This is a genomic window from Actinoallomurus iriomotensis (assembly GCF_030269445.1).
GTDB lineage: Bacteria > Actinomycetota > Actinomycetes > Streptosporangiales > Streptosporangiaceae > Actinoallomurus > Actinoallomurus iriomotensis.
Map to the genome: position 1 here is coordinate 593266 of NZ_BSTJ01000001.1, position 18721 is coordinate 611986.

19 protein-coding genes are annotated in these 18721 nt (G+C 70.3%); 5 read left to right on the plus strand and 14 right to left on the minus strand.

The features are described from left to right. Nucleotides 1-19: 19 nt before the first annotated feature. Nucleotides 20-484, plus strand: coding sequence for a hypothetical protein (locus QSK37_RS02750; protein WP_285617276.1), 465 nt, complete (start codon nt 20-22; stop codon nt 482-484). A gap of 30 nt (nt 485-514) precedes the next feature. Here the strand turns inward: QSK37_RS02750 and QSK37_RS02755 are convergent, their stop codons facing one another. From QSK37_RS02755 to QSK37_RS02765, 3 genes are all read right to left on the minus strand, one after another. Then, on the minus strand, nt 515-1618 hold the full coding sequence (locus QSK37_RS02755; RefSeq protein ID WP_285617277.1) for a glycoside hydrolase family 113 protein: 1104 nt from the start codon (nt 1616-1618) through the stop codon (nt 515-517). A 195-nt stretch (nt 1619-1813) separates the two neighbouring features. After that, nucleotides 1814-2761 (minus strand): chitinase, encoded by a 948-nt coding sequence (locus QSK37_RS02760; protein ID WP_285617279.1) that lies wholly within the window; start codon nt 2759-2761, stop codon nt 1814-1816. Between the two features lie 80 nt (nt 2762-2841). Further along, nucleotides 2842-3849 (minus strand): chitinase, encoded by a 1008-nt coding sequence (locus QSK37_RS02765; protein ID WP_285617281.1) that lies wholly within the window; start codon nt 3847-3849, stop codon nt 2842-2844. Nucleotides 3850-4103: 254 nt separating this feature from the next. Between QSK37_RS02765 and QSK37_RS02770 the strand changes: the two genes are divergently transcribed. Together QSK37_RS02770 and QSK37_RS02775 are read left to right on the plus strand one after the other, a co-directional pair. Beyond that, on the plus strand, nt 4104-5048 hold the full coding sequence (locus QSK37_RS02770; protein ID WP_285617282.1) for an ABC transporter permease: 945 nt from the start codon (nt 4104-4106) through the stop codon (nt 5046-5048). A 24-nt stretch (nt 5049-5072) separates the two neighbouring features. After that, nucleotides 5073-5495, plus strand: a complete 423-nt coding sequence (locus QSK37_RS02775; RefSeq protein ID WP_285617283.1) for a helix-turn-helix transcriptional regulator — start codon at nt 5073-5075, stop codon at nt 5493-5495. 3 nt (nt 5496-5498) lie between these two features. Here the strand turns inward: QSK37_RS02775 and QSK37_RS02780 are convergent, their stop codons facing one another. The 4 genes from QSK37_RS02780 to QSK37_RS02795 are packed head-to-tail and all read right to left on the minus strand — an operon-like array spanning nt 5499 to nt 7515. Beyond that, nucleotides 5499-5909 carry a VOC family protein gene (locus tag QSK37_RS02780; protein WP_285567129.1) on the minus strand — a complete coding sequence of 137 codons (411 nt, stop codon included), beginning with the start codon at nt 5907-5909 and terminating at the stop codon, nt 5499-5501. Nucleotides 5910-5914: 5 nt separating this feature from the next. After that, complete coding sequence (locus QSK37_RS02785) at nt 5915-6379, minus strand: helix-turn-helix transcriptional regulator (protein ID WP_285617284.1); 465 nt, start codon at nt 6377-6379, stop codon at nt 5915-5917. Nucleotides 6380-6392: 13 nt separating this feature from the next. Continuing rightward, nucleotides 6393-6845 carry an iron chaperone gene (locus QSK37_RS02790; protein WP_285617285.1) on the minus strand — a complete coding sequence of 151 codons (453 nt, stop codon included), beginning with the start codon at nt 6843-6845 and terminating at the stop codon, nt 6393-6395. Nucleotides 6846-6891: 46 nt separating this feature from the next. Beyond that, on the minus strand, nt 6892-7515 hold the full coding sequence (locus QSK37_RS02795; protein WP_285617286.1) for a VOC family protein: 624 nt from the start codon (nt 7513-7515) through the stop codon (nt 6892-6894). A gap of 136 nt (nt 7516-7651) precedes the next feature. Between QSK37_RS02795 and QSK37_RS02800 the strand changes: the two genes are divergently transcribed. Beyond that, nucleotides 7652-8596: an NAD-dependent epimerase/dehydratase family protein gene (locus tag QSK37_RS02800; RefSeq protein WP_285617287.1), complete on the plus strand. Its 945-nt coding sequence runs from the start codon at nt 7652-7654 to the stop codon at nt 8594-8596. A gap of 5 nt (nt 8597-8601) precedes the next feature. Here QSK37_RS02800 and QSK37_RS02805 read toward each other — a convergent pair whose 3' ends face one another. Continuing rightward, entirely contained in the window at nt 8602-9432 is an 831-nt protein-coding gene (locus QSK37_RS02805; protein ID WP_285617288.1) for a YdcF family protein, read from the minus strand. Between the two features lie 40 nt (nt 9433-9472). Then, a complete protein-coding gene (ppdK, locus tag QSK37_RS02810; protein ID WP_285617289.1) occupies nt 9473-12121 on the minus strand; it encodes a pyruvate, phosphate dikinase in 2649 nt (882 codons plus the stop codon). 234 nt (nt 12122-12355) lie between these two features. On the opposite strand from ppdK, the gene QSK37_RS02815 reads away from it, so the two are divergent. Continuing rightward, complete coding sequence (locus QSK37_RS02815; RefSeq protein ID WP_285617290.1) at nt 12356-14242, plus strand: glycoside hydrolase family 15 protein; 1887 nt, start codon at nt 12356-12358, stop codon at nt 14240-14242. Between the two features lie 24 nt (nt 14243-14266). Here the strand turns inward: QSK37_RS02815 and QSK37_RS02820 are convergent, their stop codons facing one another. The 5 genes from QSK37_RS02820 to QSK37_RS02840 all read right to left on the minus strand — a co-directional run bounded on the left by QSK37_RS02820 (nt 14267) and on the right by QSK37_RS02840 (nt 18657). Next, on the minus strand, nt 14267-14797 hold the full coding sequence (locus QSK37_RS02820; protein ID WP_285617292.1) for a hypothetical protein: 531 nt from the start codon (nt 14795-14797) through the stop codon (nt 14267-14269). Between the two features lie 312 nt (nt 14798-15109). Then, nucleotides 15110-16327 (minus strand): FAD-dependent oxidoreductase, encoded by a 1218-nt coding sequence (locus tag QSK37_RS02825; RefSeq protein ID WP_285617294.1) that lies wholly within the window; start codon nt 16325-16327, stop codon nt 15110-15112. Between the two features lie 194 nt (nt 16328-16521). Next, complete coding sequence (locus tag QSK37_RS02830) at nt 16522-17172, minus strand: PadR family transcriptional regulator (RefSeq protein ID WP_285617295.1); 651 nt, start codon at nt 17170-17172, stop codon at nt 16522-16524. Nucleotides 17173-17248: 76 nt separating this feature from the next. After that, nucleotides 17249-18073 carry an alpha/beta fold hydrolase gene (locus QSK37_RS02835; RefSeq protein ID WP_285617296.1) on the minus strand — a complete coding sequence of 275 codons (825 nt, stop codon included), beginning with the start codon at nt 18071-18073 and terminating at the stop codon, nt 17249-17251. Continuing rightward, nucleotides 18070-18657 (minus strand): TetR/AcrR family transcriptional regulator, encoded by a 588-nt coding sequence (locus QSK37_RS02840; RefSeq protein ID WP_285617297.1) that lies wholly within the window; start codon nt 18655-18657, stop codon nt 18070-18072. Before QSK37_RS02840 ends, QSK37_RS02835 begins: the two co-directional genes overlap by 4 nt. Between the last annotated feature and the right edge of the window lie 64 nt (nt 18658-18721).

Consider the following 18721-nt stretch of genomic DNA (forward strand, 5'->3'; position numbering starts at 1 on the left):
CATGCCACTCTGTCGGCTCATGGACAGAAGCCCGACCTGGACGCCACCGGTGCTCGCCTGCCTGCTCACCGCACTCGCGGCCACCGGCTGTGGAGGTGGATCCGGCGGGGATCAGCAGGCGCAGACGCCCAGCCGCCCCACTGCCACCGCGACCGGCCGCCCCCCGGCGCACACCCCCGGATTCCCCCAGGCCCCCGACGGGACGGACGTCCGCGCCTGCCACGACGGGAGCTGCGAGATCCTGGTCACCAAGCGGACGAGGATCCCGCTCGACTCCCGTTTCGGCTTCAGGACGTTCTCGTTCGACCCCGCCGACTCCACCTGGCGGTACACCTATCCCGACGGGGGCAGCGGGCACGTGAAGTGGCTCGAACCCCCGTACAGCGGATCGTGGGCCGGGCCGACCGCGAAGCAGCAACTCGTCATGACCGTGGTCGCCTCGGAGAAGTCCCGTGCGGTCATCTCCCTGCACCCGGGCAAGTGAACCGCGTCGTACGTGCTTCCGGGGGCCCGGTCAGGTGGCGGACCGCGCGAAGTGGTGGGCCAGCGCGTGAAACGCCTCCTTCGGCGCCCAGTGCCAGTCGCGGGTCGGCTGGTCGGGCGCGCCCCACAGGGGCTTCACGATGCCGTAGCTCGCGAGGTCGAGGTCGTAGCGCGGATCGGCCCGGTGCGGAGCGTCGGGCGTGACGAAGTTGTACACCAGCGCCGCGTACAGGCTCATCGACTCGAAGACGTCCAGTAGCTCGGTGAGATACGCGGCCTGGGACCGCTCGCTGCGGACCAGGCCGCCGACGATCTCGGGTTGCGGCTTGTCGTAGTCGACGACGTCCCAGCCCATGCCGCCCTTCTCCGGAGCCCCCTTGTAGGTGCACGCGCCGAACTCGGAGATCACCACCGGTTTCCCGGGCCGCCGGTACTTCCGGAGTTCACGGACGTAGTCGGCCCGGTGCGGGAAGTAGGAGTAGTAGTTGACGCTGACGAGGTCGAACAGCGCCCAGTCGACCTCCTCGTCCTGGGCCGCGCCGTAGGTCATCGGGCCGTGGAAGACGGACCGGCCGACCTTCGCGGCCCGCGCGGTGAACCGCCGCAACCGCCGCCGCATCGTCACCGGGTCGAAGTTCCCGCTGAGCATGTTCCGGACGCGTTCCAAGGCGTCGTCACCCGGCACGATGCCGGGCACGAACAGGACGAACTCACAGCCGACGCTCAGATGCACCCGCGCGCCCTGGCGGCGGAGCGACTCGGCGTGCCTGCCGGTCTCGGCGAGGTGGTCGAGGATCTCGTGCTGCGGGCGGTCGCCCAGCCGCGGCTGGAGCCAGACGTGCAACCCGCGTTCCACCGCCTCCGACGCGGTGACCGCGAGCCGGTCGACGCCGTCCCCGTAGACCGACACCGAGTTCGCCTTCAGCTCGTCCCCGATCACCCGCAGGTCCCGGCGCATCCGGGCGGCGTTCCAACTGGTCTCGGCCGTCTCACCGTCGGTGACCTCGTAGGAGACACCGCGGTAGGTCAACCCTGACCGGCCCTGTGCCGCGGCGCGGCCGCCCGTCATTCCCGCGACTCCCAACGCCGCCGCGCCGGCCAGGAACCGTGCCCGGCTGATGCCCTCGCTGCGCACTGTCGCCCTCCTCACGTGTCCGCGATGAACGGGGTCCAGTGTGCGGAGCGGCGCCCGGCCGAGACATCGGCCGATGGGCTACGGGCGGCGCGCCTCCGGTCTGCCGCGAAGGGCCGGATCGCGAGCCGGATGCCCCTTGTGCCGCCGATGGTGACCGTGGAGGCCGAAGGCACGCCTTCGACCTCCACGGCCGGGTCAGCCGGTGAAGCCCTTGAAGATGTCGGTGAACTCGTACGTGCTCTGGCTGATGCCGCTGCACGTCGGGGACACGGTGCCGTTCGGGCAGCCGCCGTTGTCCCTGCCGACCGACCAGAAGCCGATGTAGCCCACGTGGTTCGACTGGGCGTAGCTCAGCACCTGGCGGGCGATGGCCTGGGTGGTCGTCGGGCCCGTGTCGTTCTTGCCGATCATCGGGGTCAGGCCCAGCATGCGCTTCAGGTCGGCGTCGCTCCTGCCCGGCCAGATCTGCTTCATCTGGGCCAGTGTCGCGTTCGCGGCCGAGATGATCGCGTTGCCCCAGTCGCCCGTGTAGCCGAAGTCCATCAGCATCGGGTTGACAGTGACGTTCAGGCCGCGTGACGCGGCGTCCTGCAGGATCTGCACCGAGAACGGGTCCACGCCGTAGTCCTGGGCCTGCACCCGCAGCGTGTAGGTGATGGTGGTGCCGCGTTCGTTCTGCAGCTGCTTGAGCGCCGTGTTCACGGTCGCCACCGGGATGGCGGCCTCCACGTCCACGTCCAGGCGGTTGCTGCCGACGGCGTCCAGTGCCTTCTTGTACGCGGCCTCCAGTGTCGCGCTGGAGGAGCAGGTCGTCTCCAGGTAGGGCCCGGCGGCGCCGCCGGTGGCCACGGTCACGTCGCCGCCGACGCCCTTGAGGTCTTTCACCTCACCGATGACGCGTGAGTCGTTCAGCGGGACCGTGCCGCCCCAGGACGGGTCACAGCCGGCGCTGTCGGCCAGCGCGAACGCGAGCGTGAAGTGCTTCTGGCCGGTCGCGTTCGCCACGTCGCGGAGCACGGGCGTGGCCATCGTGATGTCCACGTACGGGGAGAACCGCCCGGATCCGGCGGCGTGCGCCGGTGTGGCGGGTGACAGCAGGAGGGCGAGGGGCAGCAGGAGCGCCGCGAGGATGGCTCTCTTCATGGGGCGGGGACCTTTCTCGATGCGGGGAAGACCGGTTCCCGGCCGCGACCTGGCGGGACGCCGCGACCGGGAACCGGGGCTCAGCCCGTGAACCGGGCGACGATCCGGGCGAAGTCGTACGGCTGCTGGTCCACGCTGCTGCACGCGCCGTCGACCCAGCCGACGTTGCCGATGCACGCGCGGTCCCGGTTGAGGGACCAGAACGACAGACGGGCGAGGTGGTGTGCGGTCGCGTAGCCGAGCAGGGTGGTGAACGTGCCGGTGGTGAACAGCTCGCTGGGCTGGTCGGTGTGGCCGTTCATGAGCGTCAGGCCGGTGCGCGCGTAGACCTGGTCGGAGGACAGGTCGGGCCGCAGCGCGGCGAGTTGCGCGTGCGCGGCCTCCATCACCTTCTCCACGTCGGCCGCCATGGTCGCCGCGGGGCCGCCGTAGTCGAACGCCATGACGGAGTACGTGTCGATGTCCGCGCCGTCGTCCTTCGCCCGCTGGATCTCGGCCCGGTCCAGGTCGCTCAGCCCGACCGTCGTGACGGGCATGGTCAGGGAGACGTCGAGGGCGCGCCCCGCGGCGGCGGCGTTCTGCTTCAGCAGCCGTACGGCCTGGAACCGGCGCGTCTCGCCGGCGACGTCGCCGAGGTCGTCGCCCTCGATGTCCAGGTCGATGTGCGTGAGCCCGTACGCGTCGATGACCTGCTGGTACGCCCGCGCGAGCGAGGTGGCGTCCGGGCAGGCGGCGCCCAGTTCGACGCCGTTGTAGCCGCCGAAGGACACCGCGACGTCGCCGCCGGCCGCCCGCAGCGCGTCGACGTCGACCTTCACGGTGGTGTCGGCGGACACGGGCTGGGCGCCGTCCCAGGTCGGCGTGCAGCCGCCGCCGGACGGGGCGAGCACGAAGGCGAGGATGAGCTGCCGGACGTCGCCGGTGATCTCGGAGATCGGCTGCGGATGGTCGTCGAGCGGCATGAAGTACGGCGCGGCGCGCAGCGGAGCCGCCGCCAGGCGGGGGGCGGGCGACGCGGACGCGGGACGGACGGTCAGGGTCAGCAGGCAGGCGGCCAGGGCCGCCCATGCGCGGTGGCGGACACGCACGAGTACTCCTAGCGGGCGCCCGCGCGAGGGCGGGCAGGGTCGCGGTGGCAGTCGCTGTCGCGGCGTCCGGGCGCGCCCCCGTACCCGCACCGTGCCGACGCGGCATTGACACGAGTGGACTCGATCCGGTCAGGGTTAGTCAATATCTAACAGGAAAGTTTCCTATAAATGCGGGTCACGGGACCGGCGTACGAGACGTGTGGTTTGATCGGCTCCGGTGGTGGCCGTGTTCCTCGGACGAGAGGCAGCGGGCGATGCTTCGGTTCCTGATCCGCCGGGTGCTGTCCGGCGTGCTCGTCATGTGGCTCGTCACCACCGTCGTGTTCATCCTCTTCTTCGCCACCTCGCGCGACCCGGCCGCGCGGTTCGCCGGCAAGTCCGCCACCCCGGCGACGCTCGCGCTGCTCCGTCACCGGATGGGCCTGGACGAACCCCTGCCGCTGCAGTACTGGCACTTCGTGACCCGGCTGCTGTCGGGCGACCTCGGCTACTCGTACGCGACCCACAGTCCGGTCGGCGAGATGGTCAAGGACGCGGTGCCGGTCACCCTCTCGGTGGTCGTCGGCGCCGCCACGCTGTGGCTGATCACCGGGGTGGTCGCCGGGGTCATCAGCGCCACCCGGGCGCGCTCCGCCATGGATCGGGGCGTCACGGTGCTCGTGATCGTCGGCATGTCCGTGCCGGCCTTCGTAACCGCGTCGACGCTGCTCTTCCTGCTGGCATTCAGCCTGCCGGTCTTCCCTCTCGGCGGGTACGTGCCGCTCCACGCCGACCCGGCGGGCTGGTTACAGCACCTGATCCTCCCGTGGATCACCGGTGCGATCGTGCAGGCGGCGTTCTACACCCGGTTGACCCGCGGCTCGCTGCTCGACGTGCTTGATGAGGACTACGTCCGTACGGCGCGCGCGAAGGGTTTGGGCGAGCGCCGGGTGGTCTACCGGCACGGCCTGCGGTCGGCGCTGGCGCCGGTCGTCACGCAGTTCGGCATGGACCTCGGGTCGGCGTTGAGCGGCGCCTCGGTCGTCGAGACCGTTTTCGGCCTCCAGGGCATCGGCCAGCTCACCGTACGGTCGATGACCCTCGGTGACCTGCCGGTCATCATGGCCGTCGTGTTGCTCGCCGCCTTCGGCATCGTGGTGGCCAGCATCGTCGTCGACGTCGTCTACGCCCTCCTCGATCCCCGCGTACGCCTGACCTGACGTGCGGATTGGTACTCTCCTGGCATGTCCGCGCAAGACCTCGCCGGCCTCAGGCGCCTGCGCCGTGCCCGGGACCTGATCGACCGGGAGTACGCCAGCCCCCTCGACGTGACGACGCTGGCCCGCCACGCGCTGATGTCTCCGGCGCACTTCTCGCGGCAGTTCCGGGCGGCCTACGGCGAGACCCCGTACAGCTACCTGATGACCCGCCGGATCGAGCGGGCGATGGCGCTGCTGCGTACGGGGATGAGCGTGACCGACGCGTGCATGGCGGTCGGCTGTACGTCCCTCGGCTCGTTCAGCTCCCGGTTCACCGAGATCGTGGGAGAGACGCCGAGCGCCTACCGCCTCCGGGAGCATCACGCCGTGGCGGCCATGCCCGCCTGCCTCGCCAAGGTGCACAGCCGCCCGACCCGGGACGGAGCGAGCGGCCTCGGCGAAGCGTAGGAGTCAGCGCACCTCCTGGATGCGGACCAGGTTGCCCGCGGGATCGCGGAAGGCGCAGTCGCGGACCCCGTACGGCTGCTCGATCGGCTCCTGGACGACCTCGCCTCCCCCGGCCTGCACCTTCTCGAAGGTGCCGTCGAGGTCGCGGGTGGCCAGGAGGATCCAGCCGTACGTGCCCTTGGCCATCATCTCGGCGATGACGCGGCGCTCGTCCTCGGTGATGCCGGGGTCGGCGGCCGGCGGGGCCAGGAGGATGGACGTGCCGGGCTGGCCGGGCGGGCCGACCGCGATCCAGCGCATCTTGCCGTTGCCCACGTCGCTCCGCACCTCGAAGCCGAGGATGTCGCGGTAGAAGGTCAGGGAGGCGTCGGGGTCGTCATGCGGGAGAGCGGTCGTGTGAATGCTGATGTCCATGTCCATCACGCTAGTTGCGGCTCCGGAGTGCTCGCTTCTCGATTCCTGACCGGCCTGGTCACCTGTTTCGCCAGGCAGGACGGCATCCCGGCGGTGGCGGCCGCCGCCTGGCGCCGGTAGACGCTGGGCGGCACGCCGACCAGTTCGGTGAAGCGGGTGCTGAAGGTGCCCAGCGAGGAGCAGCCGACCGCGAAACAGACCTCGGTGACGCTGAGGTCGCCACGGCGCAGCAGCGCCATCGCGCGCTCGACGCGCCGCGTCATCAGGTAGGCGTACGGCGACTCGCCGTAGGCGAGCCGGAACCGACGGCTGAGGTGCCCGGCCGACATGTGCGCGCCACGGGCCAGCGCCTCGACGTCCAGCGGCTGCGCGTACTCCCGGTCGATCCGGTCCCGGACGCGGCGCAGCCGGGCGAGGTCGTCCAGGCGCTGCGCCGCCGCCAGTGCGCGCCCCCACGAGGGGTGACACATGACAGGACCCCCTTCAGTTCGCCGCGCGCTTCACGAGCGCGGCGATCCGCTCCTCCACCTGGGGCGTCACCTCGGTCAGGGCGAAGGCGGTGGCCCACATCTCGCCCTCGTCCAGGTCCGCCCGGTCGTTGAAGCCGAGCGTCGCGTAGCGCGACTTGAACTTCGCCGCCGGCTGGAAGAAGCAGACGATCTTGCCGTCCAGCGCGTAGGCGGGCATCCCGTACCAGAGCTTCGGCGCGAGGGCCGGGGCGCTGGCCGTGACCACGGCATGGACCCGCTCGGCCATGATCCGGTCCGAGTCCCCCATCTCGGCGATCTTCGCGAGCACGTCCTGCGCCGCCTCGGCGGCCTGCGCCGCCTTGTCCGTACGCGAGCCGCGGCGTTTCGCCGTCTTCAGGTCCTGGGCGTGCTCCTTCATCGCGGCCCGCTCCTCGGCCGTGAATCCCTCGTACGTGTTCGCGCTCATGACAGATTTCTCCTTCTAGGGGTTTTGACGTGCGGAAATTCGGAGGTCAGCGGCCGGCCGGGACGCGGGACTCCCAGGCGAACCCGTCCGGGTCGGTGAAGGGCGCGGCGTCGCCGCCGATGGCGATCCGGTGCGATCCGGTGCCGTCGGGCGAGACGCCGGCGTCCTTGGCGAGGGCCCGGCGCCCGTAGAGCGCCAGCTTCACCGAACCTGGCTCGGTGGCGAACTCCACGTACTTGCGACCGAAGCTCTTCGCCACGGTGAGGCCGCGGTCGAGGTAGAACTTCTTGCTCGCGGCCACGTCCGCGACTCCCAGCAGGAGCACGACGTCGTCGATCTTCCCGGTGTCCGGGCCGGTGTCCTTCTTCTCCGAGGTGGCGACCTTCCAGATCGCCCCGTCCGGGGCCTGCACGACGCCGCCGTAACCCCAGAACGACTTCGTGGGCGGCTTCAGCGACGTCGCGCCGGCGTCGAGGGCGGCGCCGATGAGGCTGTTGACTGTGGCGGGCTGGGAGACCGTGAGCGACAGCGTGAACCCGCGGAAGCCGGTCGTCGGCGCCTCCGAGGCCCGCACGCGGATCCGGTCGCCGAGGCCGAAGGCGTCGGTGTAGAGGCTGGTGACGGCGGCGGGGTCGGCCGCCTCGAGGGTGATGAATTCGATGGAGAACATGCTGATGAGACTAGGAGCGGCTCCGGGACCCGCGCTTCTTCATTCCTGACCGGTATGCGGCGATTGACGAATCGGAACAAGGTTCCGTATCGTTCCGGAACGACGATCCGTTTAGATGTCCCGGAAGGGTACGCGAATGATTCTGGTCACCGGCGGTCTTGGTTTCATCGGCTCCCACACCGCGCGTGCGCTCGTGGACATGGGCGAGGAATGCGTGCTGGTCAACCGGAGGAAGGTCGAGGTACCGGCCTTCCTCCCCGCCGAACAGGTAGCGGTGGCGCAGGCCGACGTCACCGATCTGGAACAGCTGCTCGACATCGGCGCTCGCCACAAGATCACCGGCATCGTGCACCTCGCGGGCTCCATGCCCTGGCCTCCCAGCGCCGACCAACCCGTCGAGGCGGCGCGAAAGGCGCTCGGCGGCCTGTTCAACCTGCTGCAGGCCGCTCAGAACTGGGAGGTCGAGCGCGTGGGCGTCGCCAGCACGATCGGCGTGTACTCCGGCGTCGCCGGCGAGGGTCCGCTCCGGGAGGACATGCCGCTGCCGATGACCTCACCCCACCTGATCCCGGCGTTCAAGAAGATCGGTGAGCTCCTCAACGACCACCTGGCCGACGCCACCGGCATCGACGTCGTCAACTACCGAATCTCCGGAATCTGGGGCCCGCGGGGCCACGACGACCCGTTCTTCCCCGCCCCCGAGCTCGTCCGTGCCGCCGCTCGCGGGACCGCGCCGGACCTCTCCCATCTGCGCGCGCCGGCGTACGCGGAGGACTCGGTCGACCTGTGCTACGCGAAGGACGCGGGCCGGGCGATCGCGCTGCTCCAGCTCGCGGACCGGCTCGGCCACCGCACCTACAACGTCGGGTCCGGCCGTGCGACGACCAACGCCGAGGTCATCGCCGCGATCAGGACGGTGGTCCCCGACGCCCGGATCGAGCTGCCCTCCGGCGGCACCGGCCCGCGGACCTACCTCGACATCACCCGGATCCGGGAGGACACCGGATACCGGCCCGTCTACGACGCCGAGCGCGCCGCCGCGGACTACATCGCCTGGCTGCGGGCGGGCAACGAGCGCTGAGCGGCCTACGGCTCGTCGCGCCAGCGGGCGATCAGCTGGAAGTACAGGTAACCGCCGGCCTCACGCACGATGTACTGGACCTGAGTGTCGCGCGAGTAGACCATCGGGCCGCTGCGCGTCGGCGAGGTCACCGCGTTGATGCCGTTGGCGCGGGCCATGGTGCGGGAGCGCAGCTCGTGCGGCGGGTCGGTGACGATCACCGCGGTCCGCCAGTGGAGCTTACGGAACTCCTCCCCCGCCGCGATCATGCTCTGCAGGGTGTCCTTGCCCGTCGGCACGGCGACCAGCCGGCTCGCCGGCACGCCGTGCTCGTTGAGCCAGGTCTTGCCGGTGCCCGCCTCGGTGTAGTGGTCGCCGGGCTGGTTGCCGCCGACCGTCAGGATGTGCGACGCGACACCCTCCTTGTAGAGGGTGAGGGCGTGCCGCAGCCGCCATTCGAGCACGTCACCGGGGACGCCGTTGTTCTGGGTGGCGCCCAGCACGATGATCGCGTCCGAGTGCGTGCGGACGTCCTCCCGCGCGACGTACCAGACGTAGAACCCGGCGGCCAGCGGTGTGCCGACCACGATCGCGACGATCAGAAAGAAGATCCGCACCACCCAGCGCCACGGCCCGCGCCGGCGCCGGCCGCTCCCGCCACCGTCCTCGTCGCCGTACGGCACCAGCGGCTCGTCGCGCTCGATCCGGGGCCGTCGCGGCAGGTCCTCGCGCGTCGGGTCGGCCGACCGCTGGGGCAGGTCGACCCGTGTGCGCGGTGACTCGCCGGTCTCCCGGCGAATCTCGACGGTCGGTTCGGTGCCGTCCGGTCGTCCGGTGATCGCTCCTCCATCCCTCACGACCGGTCAGACGAGCGAGACGGGCCGGTGGTTCGGTGACTTACCCCTTCGACTTTATCGCCGCGCGGCCCGCCTCCAGGCGTGCCACGGGGATGCGGAACGGCGAGCAGGAGACGTAGTCCAGGCCGACGTCGTGGAAGAAGTGCACCGAGTCCGGGTCGCCGCCGTGTTCGCCGCAGATGCCGAGTTTGAGGTCCGGCCGGGTCGCGCGGCCCTCCTCCGCGGCGATCCGCACCAGCCGTCCGACCCCGTCGACGTCGAGCGTCTCGAACGGGGACACGCCGAAGATGCCGAGTTCGAGGTAGCGGCCGAAGAACGCCGACTCCACGTCGTCACGCGAGAAACCCCAGGTGGTCTGGGTGAGGTCGTTGGTGCCGAAGGAGAAGAACTCGGCGGCCTCGGCGATCTGCCCGGCCGTCATCGCGGCGCGCGGCAGCTCGATCATCGTGCCGATCAGCGCCTCGACGCCGACGTCGGCGAGCACCTTCTCGGCCTCCTCGCGGATGTACTCCAGCTCCTGCACGGCGCCGACGAGCGGGATCATGATCTCCGCGTGCGGCTCCCCGCCGGCCTCCTTCAGCTCGGCCGCGGCCTCGGCGATCGCGCGCACCTGCATGCCGAACAGGCCGGGGATCACCACGCCGAGCCGTACGCCGCGCAGGCCGAGCATGGGGTTCTGCTCGTGCAGGCGGCGTACCGCCTCCAGCAGCCGCTCGTCGTCGGAGGACGCGTCGCCGGTGGCGACCCGGACGGTCAGGTCGGTCAGGTCGGGCAGGAACTCGTGCAGCGGCGGGTCGATCAGCCGGATCGTCACCGGCAGGCCGTCCATCGCCTCGAAGATCTCCTTGAAGTCCTGCTTTTGCAGCGGTTCGAGGGCGTGGAGGGCGGCGTTCCGGTCGTCCCTGGTCTCGGCGAGGATGAGGTCCTCGACGTACTGACGGCGTTCGCCGAGGAACATGTGCTCGGTCCGGCACAGGCCGATCCCCTGGGCGCCGAACCGGCGGGCGCGCGCGGCGTCGTCGCCGTTGTCGGCGTTGGCGCGAACGGCCAGGCGGCGCCGGGAGTCGGCGTGGCGCATGAGCCGGTCCACCGACGCGACCAGTTCGTCGCCGTCGGAGGCCGAGAGCGCGCCCTCGAAGTACTGGACCACCGGCGAGTCCACGACCGCGACCTCGCCGAGGTAGACGGCGCCGGTCGTGCCGTCGATGGAGATCACGTCGCCCTCTTCGATCGTCACGCCGGGGGCGGTCGCCTGGCGCGCCCTGACGTCGATCTCCAGTTCCTCGGCACCGCACACGCAGGTCTTGCCCATGCCGCGGGCGACCACCGCGGCGTGCGAGGTCTTGCCGCCGCGGGAGGTCAGGATGCCACGGGCGGCGATCATGCCGTTGAGGTCGTCGGGACTGGTCTCACGGCGCAGGAGGATGACGTCCTCGCCGTCGTCGGCCAGCTCGACGGCCCGTGCGGAGGTGAACACGGCCTTGCCCACGGCGGCGCCGGGCGAGGCGCCCATCCCCTCGGTGATCTTCTTGACGTCGTCGCCGATCTCGCCGAACCGGGGGAACATCAGCTGCGCGAGCTGGTCGCCGGTCACACGCCGTACGGCCTCGTCCTCGTCGATGAGCTCCTGGTCGACGAGCTGGGTGGCGATGCGGAACGCGGCCGCGGCGGTCCGCTTGCCCACGCGCGTCTGGAGCATCCAGAGCTTGCCGCTCTCGATGGTGAACTCGATGTCGCACAGGTCGCGGTAGTGGTTCTCGAGCGTCTCCATGATCTGGAGCAGCTCGTCGTAAGACTTCTTGTCGATCTGTTCGAGGTCGGCCAGCGGCACGGTGCTGCGGATGCCGGCGACGACGTCCTCGCCCTGGGCGTTCTGGAGGTAGTCGCCGTAGATGCCCTGCTGGCCGGAGGCCGGGTCGCGGGTGAAGGCGACGCCGGTGCCCGAGTCCATGCCGAGATTGCCGAAGACCATGGCGACGATATTGACCGCGGTGCCGAGGTCGGCCGGGATGCGTTCCTGCCGGCGGTAGAGAATGGCGCGCTCGGCGTTCCAGGAGCCGAACACCGCCTTGATCGCCAGGTCCATCTGCTCGCGCGGGTCGGTGGGGAACTCCCGTCCGGCGTTCTCCCGGACGATCTCCTTGTACGTCCCGACCAGGTCCTTGAAGTCGTCCACTTCCAGGTCGAGGTCGGACTCGACGCCCTTGGCCGCCTTCGCCTCATCGATGGCCGTCTCGAACAGGTCCCCGTCGATGTCCAGCACGGTCTTGCCGAACATCTGGATCAGACGGCGGTAGGAGTCCCACGCGAACCGCTCGTTGCCGGACCGCTCGGCCAGGCCGTGCACCGACTCGTCGTTCAACCCGATGTTGAGGACCGTCTCCATCATGCCGGGCATCGAGAACTTCGCCCCTGAGCGCACGCTCACCAGCAGCGGGTCGTCGGGCTGGCCGAGGCGCTTGCCCATCTCCCGCTCCAGCGCCTCCAGGTACCGTCCGACCTCCTCGTCGAGCCCCTCCGGCATGGCCTCGTGGTCCAGGTAGTAACGGCATGCCTCCGACGTGATCGTGAACCCGGGAGGCACGGGCAGACCCAGGTTGGTCATCTCGGCGAGGTTGGCGCCTTTGCCGCCAAGCAGGTCCTTGAGATCCTTGTTGCCCTCGGTGAAGTCGTACACGTACTTCGGCATTGGGGACGCTTCCTCACTCCCGGCGCGACGAATGCGGTGACTCTACCCACCTCTCGGTGATTCGTCGGTCACTGTCGGCTTTCATGATTATTCCCGCAGGTCAGAGCGGGTATAGTGGTCTATTCCAATACCGACATTCCCGCCTATATAGCCAAATAACCCCCGAGAACGATCTACTTTCGGGCGCCTGCGAGTATGGACATACCCGCGCTTGTCTCTGGGGATGATGCCGCCATGAGGCCCGTGACGGACGGGGGCGCGGGTGAGCCCTTCGCCCCCATCGCGGAGTACGGCTTTCTGTCCGACGCCGAGACCACCGCGCTGCTCGCGCCGAGCGGGAACGTCGAGTGGATGTGCCTGCCGAAATTCGACTCCCCCAGTGTCTTCGGCTCGCTGCTCGACCGTGACGCCGGCTACTTCCGTGTAGGCCCGGCCGGGGTGGACGTACCCGCCGCCCGCCGCTACATCCCCGGCACGCTGGTGCTGGAGACCACCTGGTGGACGCCCGGCGGCTGGCTGGTCGTCCTCGACACCCTGCTGATGGGTCCCTGGCACCACGAGACCGAACGTTCGCACACCCACCGGCGGGCGCCCACCGACTACGACGCCGACCACGTGCTCCTGCGCATGATCCGCTGCGTGAACGGCCAGGTCCAGCTGCGCCTCGACTGCCTGCCGGTGTTCGACTACGGCCGGGCGGCGGCCTCCTGGGAGTACGCCGGGCCGGGGTACCACGAAGCGGTCGCGTCCGGCGCCGGCGTCGAACTCCGGCTGACCACCGACATGAACGTCGGCTTCGAAAGCTCCCTCGCCACCGCCCGTACGCTCCTCAAACAGGGCGACACACGCTTCGTGACGCTCTCCTGGAGCGAGCACCTGCCACCGAAGACCTACGACGAGGCTCAGTCCCGGCTGACCTGGACCGTGCACCACTGGCAGCACTGGCTGGACCGCGGGAGGTTCCCCGACCATCCCTGGCGCGGCCATCTCCAGCGCAGCGCCCTCACGCTCAAGGGCCTGACGTACGCGCCCACCGGCGCGGTCGTCGCCGCACCGACCACGTCACTGCCGGAGGAACCGGGCGCGGACCGCAACTGGGACTACCGCTTCACCTGGATCCGCGACGCGACGATGGCCCTGTGGGCGTTCTACACCCTCTGCTTCGACTGGGAGGCGAACGACTTCTTCTACTTCGTCGCCGACGTCGCCGAGGCCGCCGGCGGGCACGTGCAGATCATGTACGGGGTGGACGGCCGCGCGAACCTGGAGGAGACCGTCCTCGACCACCTCACCGGGTACGACGGCGCGCGCCCCGTACGCATCGGAAACGCCGCCTACCTGCAACAACAGCACGACGTGTGGGGCGGCATCGTCGCGTCGATCTTCCTGTACGTCCGCAAGCGCGACCGCCTCGACGACCGGCTCTGGTCGATCATCGTCAAGCAGGTCGAGGTCGCCCTGGCGAACTGGCGCGGCCCGGACCACGGCATGTGGGAGGTACGCGGCGAGCGCCGGCACTTCACCTCCTCCAAGCTCTTCTGCTGGGTGGCCGCCCACCGCGGCGCGCAGCTGGCGTTGATCCGCGGCGACACCGACCGGGCGATGGAGTGGCAGGAGGCCGCCGACGAGATCCACGCCGACATCCTGGCGAACGCCGTCGACGCGCGGGGAGTGTTCGTCCAGCACTACGACACGACCGCCCTCGACGCGTCGGCGCTGCTCATCCCGCAGGTCGGCTTCCTGCCCCCGGACGACCCGAGGGTCCGCGCGACGGTCTTCGCGATCGCCGACGAACTGACCGAGGACGACCTGGTCTACCGCTACTGGCCCCAGGAGACCGACGACGGCTTCGGCGGCTGCCGCGAGGGCACGTTCACGATGTGCTCGTTCTGGCTGGTCTCGGCGTTCGTCCTGATCGGCGAGCTGGACCGCGCCATCACCCTGTGCGAGAAGATCCTCTCCTACGCCAGCCCGTTGCTGCTGTACGCCGAGGAGATCGACGTGCACAGCGGCCGTCACCTGGGCAACTTCCCCCAGGCCTTCACTCACCTGGCCCTGATCAACGCCGTGATGATGGTCATCCGCGCCGAACGCCGCGAACCCCGAGCCCCGTTCGTCTGACGAATGAGCGTGTCCACGCGTACGTCAGGGATAGGAGGTGTCCTGGACGCCCACCGGGGCGCCCATTTCCTCCTGCAGTGACTCCAGGAGCTCTTCCAGGTCACGCCCTTCGGGCTCGTTCAGGAACGCGGTCACAGCGGCATGGACGTCCACCGTCGCGTCCGGATCGTCCGCGTCGTACTCGCCCAGGAGAAAGCGCGCGAAGGTGGGTGAATCCGGGTCCTCGTCGAGCACCCACCCGCCGCCGACATCGCTGAACATGTATTCGGCGCAGTACGCGGTCAGAAGAAGGTCGAAGGGCTGGTAGCCGATCATCTCGAATGGAGCCGGGTCGCCGGCGCAGACGGCGCCCATGTGCATGAGGCCGTGGCTCGGGTTTTCGAGGAGCGTCTCGGGCGGGTCCCAACGGGACAGGGCGCCCAGGCGGACGACCAGTGCGCGGCTCGCCTCGGCCCAATCCGGCAGCAGTTCCCGGCGTTCGTCCCGAACCCGGGTCGCCGCGTCCGGGGTCAACGGACTGGGCAGCGGCTGTTCCGGATCGAGCGGGTACGCCATGAAGCTCTCCTGATCTTGAAAAGGGTGAACATGCACCTTAGCGGTCGCCGATCGCTCCGACCGACCACCAGACGGGGTCGCGATGGCCGCTGCGTGTCATTCGGGAACTCCAGCAGGCCGCCCGGCCACTGACCTCCAGCGGGCTGCGCTCCTCCTGCGGCGACCTCTCGTCGAGCGTGCTCACCCGGCGGTCGCACGAACTCACCGAAGCCCGGATCGTCGCGCTGAACGCCGCGAACTCCGAGCCCTCGGTGCGGTGGGCGGCCGGCGCCGGGCCGGTACCAACAAGTACCGGCCCGGTGCCGCGGATGCTCAGGCGGCCGAGGAGGTGGTGGTGGGGGTCGGGGTCGCGGGGGCGTCCCAGTCGATGGTGTGGCGTTGTTCCCAGCCCAGGGACTTCTCGATGTTCATCGCCTTGAACGCGAGCGGCATCAGCAGGGACATCGCGCGTCGGGTCGTCGGGCCCGGGGTCTTGGTGCGGTTGACCTTCCGGCCTCTCGCCGTGATTCGCTCGACTCGGGGGCGGCGCAGGCGTTCGTACGCGATGAACGCCGATGACGGGTCGGGCAGGTCGCGGAGGCAGCGGGCCAGTTCCACCGCGCTCTCGATGGCCAGTGACGCGCCCTGGCCGGTGCTGTTGGACGGGGCGTGCACCGCGTCGCCGACCAGCACCATGCGTCCTCGGTACCAGTGTGGCACCGGCGGCATGATGTGGAGGCCCCCGACGACCTGCAGCGTCTCCGGGACCGTGCGTGCGGCCAGCACGCCGCCCGGGTCGTCGCCCTCGTACGTCTCGCGCAGCGTGCGCAGCCACTTCTCGGCCGGGACCGCCCGCGCCTCGGTCAGGGTCATGTACGTGCGCGAGGGCAGATTGGCGCCCCACGCGGTTCCGCCGCCCGGCTGGGGCCAGTACAGGTAGTAGGCGCGGCTGCCGTAGGCGAAGAACATCGTGCCGGGTTCCACGTCGAGGTCGACGTCGGCGAGGCCGCCGAAGCCGAGCATGCCGGTGTAGTCCGGGCCGGGGGCGTTCGGGTCGATCAGGGTTCTCACGGTGGAGCGGACGCCGTCGGCTCCGATCAGCACGTCGGCGCGGACGCTGGAGCCGTCGGTGAACCTCGCGGTGACGCCGGTCGGGCCGTCGTCGGCGGCCTGCAGGCGCTTGCCGTACGCGAACCGTACGCCGGCCGCGAGCGCGCGTTCGCGCAGGACGCGGTGCAAATCGCCGCGTTCGACCACCTGGAGTGGCGGTACGTCGGGCAGGCCGGGCAGTACGCGGGGTTTTCCCCGGCCGAGCGTCATGGCGGTCCGCCGCATCGGCACGGCGATGCCGCGGACGGCGTCGGCGGCGTCGATGATGTCGAGCGCGGCGAGGCCGTTCGGTGCGAGGGCGAGCGCGCCGCCGATGCCGTCCGACTCGGCCGGGTACGCCTCGTGGACGGTCGCCTCGATCCCGGCTTTGGCCAGTGCGGCGGCCGTGACGGGGCCGGCGATCCCGCTGCCGATGACGATCGCGGTTCGTACCTTGGACATGGTTCTCTCCCGTGTGGGGTGCGTCGGCGCAGCCCGCCGACGTGGTGGTCGCGAACCGTCCTCGCGAAAGAGAACCCGGATATCCTTTGGTCGCCACCTCGTGGCCGGGTTCGTTTTCGCGGGCATCGGTTCGAGGAAGGGTCCCGGTGGCGGTGTTGCCGCACCGCCACCGGGCCTACATCGTGAAACCCGGCTCAGTCCGGGGGCAGCCCCCTCTCGGCGAGCTCCGTCAACTCGTCCGGCATGTCGCCGGTCCGGTGCCATTCCTGCCATACGGCGAGGTCCGGGAACGTGCCGGACGTCAGCTCGTCGATCAGCGCGCGGCTCCAGGCCGCCTCCGCCTCGAGCATCGCCAGGCCGTACTCCGTCTCGATCATGAACAACCGGGGAACGCCCTCCTCGCGGCTCTGCGCGAGGGCCGCCCGCTGGGCGCCGATCGACTCCTCCAGGTGACCGAGCCGCTCCTGGAGCAGGGCGGTCACCTCCGGCGGGGCCAGTACGGCGAGCACCGACAGGCCCGCCGCGAACCTCGGGTGTTCGGTCCGCGGCGTCGAGATCAGCTCCCGGGTCCACTCGACCAGTTCGCGCCTGCCCGCCTCCGTGATCGCGTAGATCGTGCGTTCCGGGCGGGCGCCCGCGCGGTCGGTGCCGACGACCTGGAGGAACCCGTGCTTCTCCATGTTCTGGACGACGGTGTAGAGCGAGCCCCACTTGATGTCCATGTCCTGGTCCTTGCCACGGGCACGCATCACGGAGGCCATCTCGTACCGGTGCATGGGCCGGGGGTAGACCGTGGCCAGCACCGCGAGGGCCAACAGGTTGTCGACCTTGCGCTTCTTGACCATGACCGGCCTCCTCCTCGTTACTCGTCTACGAATATACGTGTACGAGTAACGACCCGCAAGGCCACGGCAGGACGGATCAGTCGAGAACCGCCAGCAGCTGCTTCGCGAACTCCTTCGGCGACTCGACCGCTCCGAGATGTCCGCCCGGGAACTCGACGAGAGGAGAGCCGAGCAGCTCCGCGAGCCGGGCGACCGGACCGTGGAGCGGCACCTGGGAGCGCGAGTCCCGCCCCGCCGCCGGCACCAGCTTGCGGGCGACGGGCCGTAGCGCGGCGACGTCGGGAACGGTCGAGGAGAACGGGACCAGCATGTGCTCCAGGAACACCGGCAGGTTGGCGTGCATCCGGGGCGCCATCTCCCTGATCTCGGGTGGCAGCTCGGTCGGCCGCGCCGAGGGCCGGTCCCCCAGCCCCGCGCTGAACCGGGCCATCGCCGCGCCGGCCCCTTCGGTACGGAAGACCTCGCGCACGTCGGCGAACAGCGCCCGGTGCGGAGCGGGGTCGTCCAGGAGTTCGAGCAGCGGCGGCTCGTGCGCGACCACGCGGCGCAGCCGCTCGGGGTGCCGGGCGAGCAGGTCGACCGCCACGATGGCGCCGGAGCTGGAGCCGAGCACCGAGGCCTCCTCGTCCGGGCCGAGCAGGTCGAGCAGCCGGCGGGCGTCGTCGCTCCACACGTTCACCCGCTGGTCGGTGAGCGGACCGTCGAGGGGGCTGCGGGACAGGCCGCGCGGGTCGTAGGAGACCACGGTGTACCGGGTGGCCAGGTCCGCGACCATGCCCGCGTACAGGCCGGCGTCGGCGGCGCCGCCGGGGATCATCAGCAGCACCGGTCCGCTGCCGCGCTTCTCGTAGTGGAGGGTGGCACCGGGCACCTTGAGGGTGCCGGTCAGGGGCGTGTTCATCGGGCGCCTTCTTCGCGTTGGGACGGCCAGTTCGTCAGGAGCACGTGGAGCGCGTCGAGCGAACGCGACCACGACTCCTGGACCTCGCGGGGGTGACGGAACCCCTCGCCGAGCTCCAGGTGGATGTAGCCGTGGAAGGCGGCGCGCAGCAGGCGGCCCGCGTCGGTCGCGTCGGGCTCGGCCAGGCCGTACGCGTGGAGCATGCCGTAGGTCAGCTCGATGCTGCGGCGCAGCGCCACGGATCCGGCGGCCTCCTCCGGCGTGAGCCGCATCTGGGTCGCCGCGTAGCGGCCGGGATGGTCGAGCGCATACCGCCGGTAGGCGTCGGCGAACGCGACGAGCGCCTCCTTGCCCGCCCGGCCCGCCACCGCCACGGCGATGCGGTCGGTCAGCTGCTCACCGGCGAGCAGCGCGACCCGTACGCGCAGGTCCCGCAGGTTCTTCACGTGGGAGTACAGGCTGGCGTCCTTCACGCCGAAGCGACGCGCGAGCGCGGAGACGGTGACGTGGTCGAACCCGACCTCGTCCGCCATCTCCGCCGCCGCCTCCGTGAGCCTGGCCGCACTGAGACCGGCACGAACCATGCCTCATCCCTTCCTAGGAGCTCTAGGCAGAAGCCTAGGGAGGGAAGGTAGGGCCCGGCAAGCG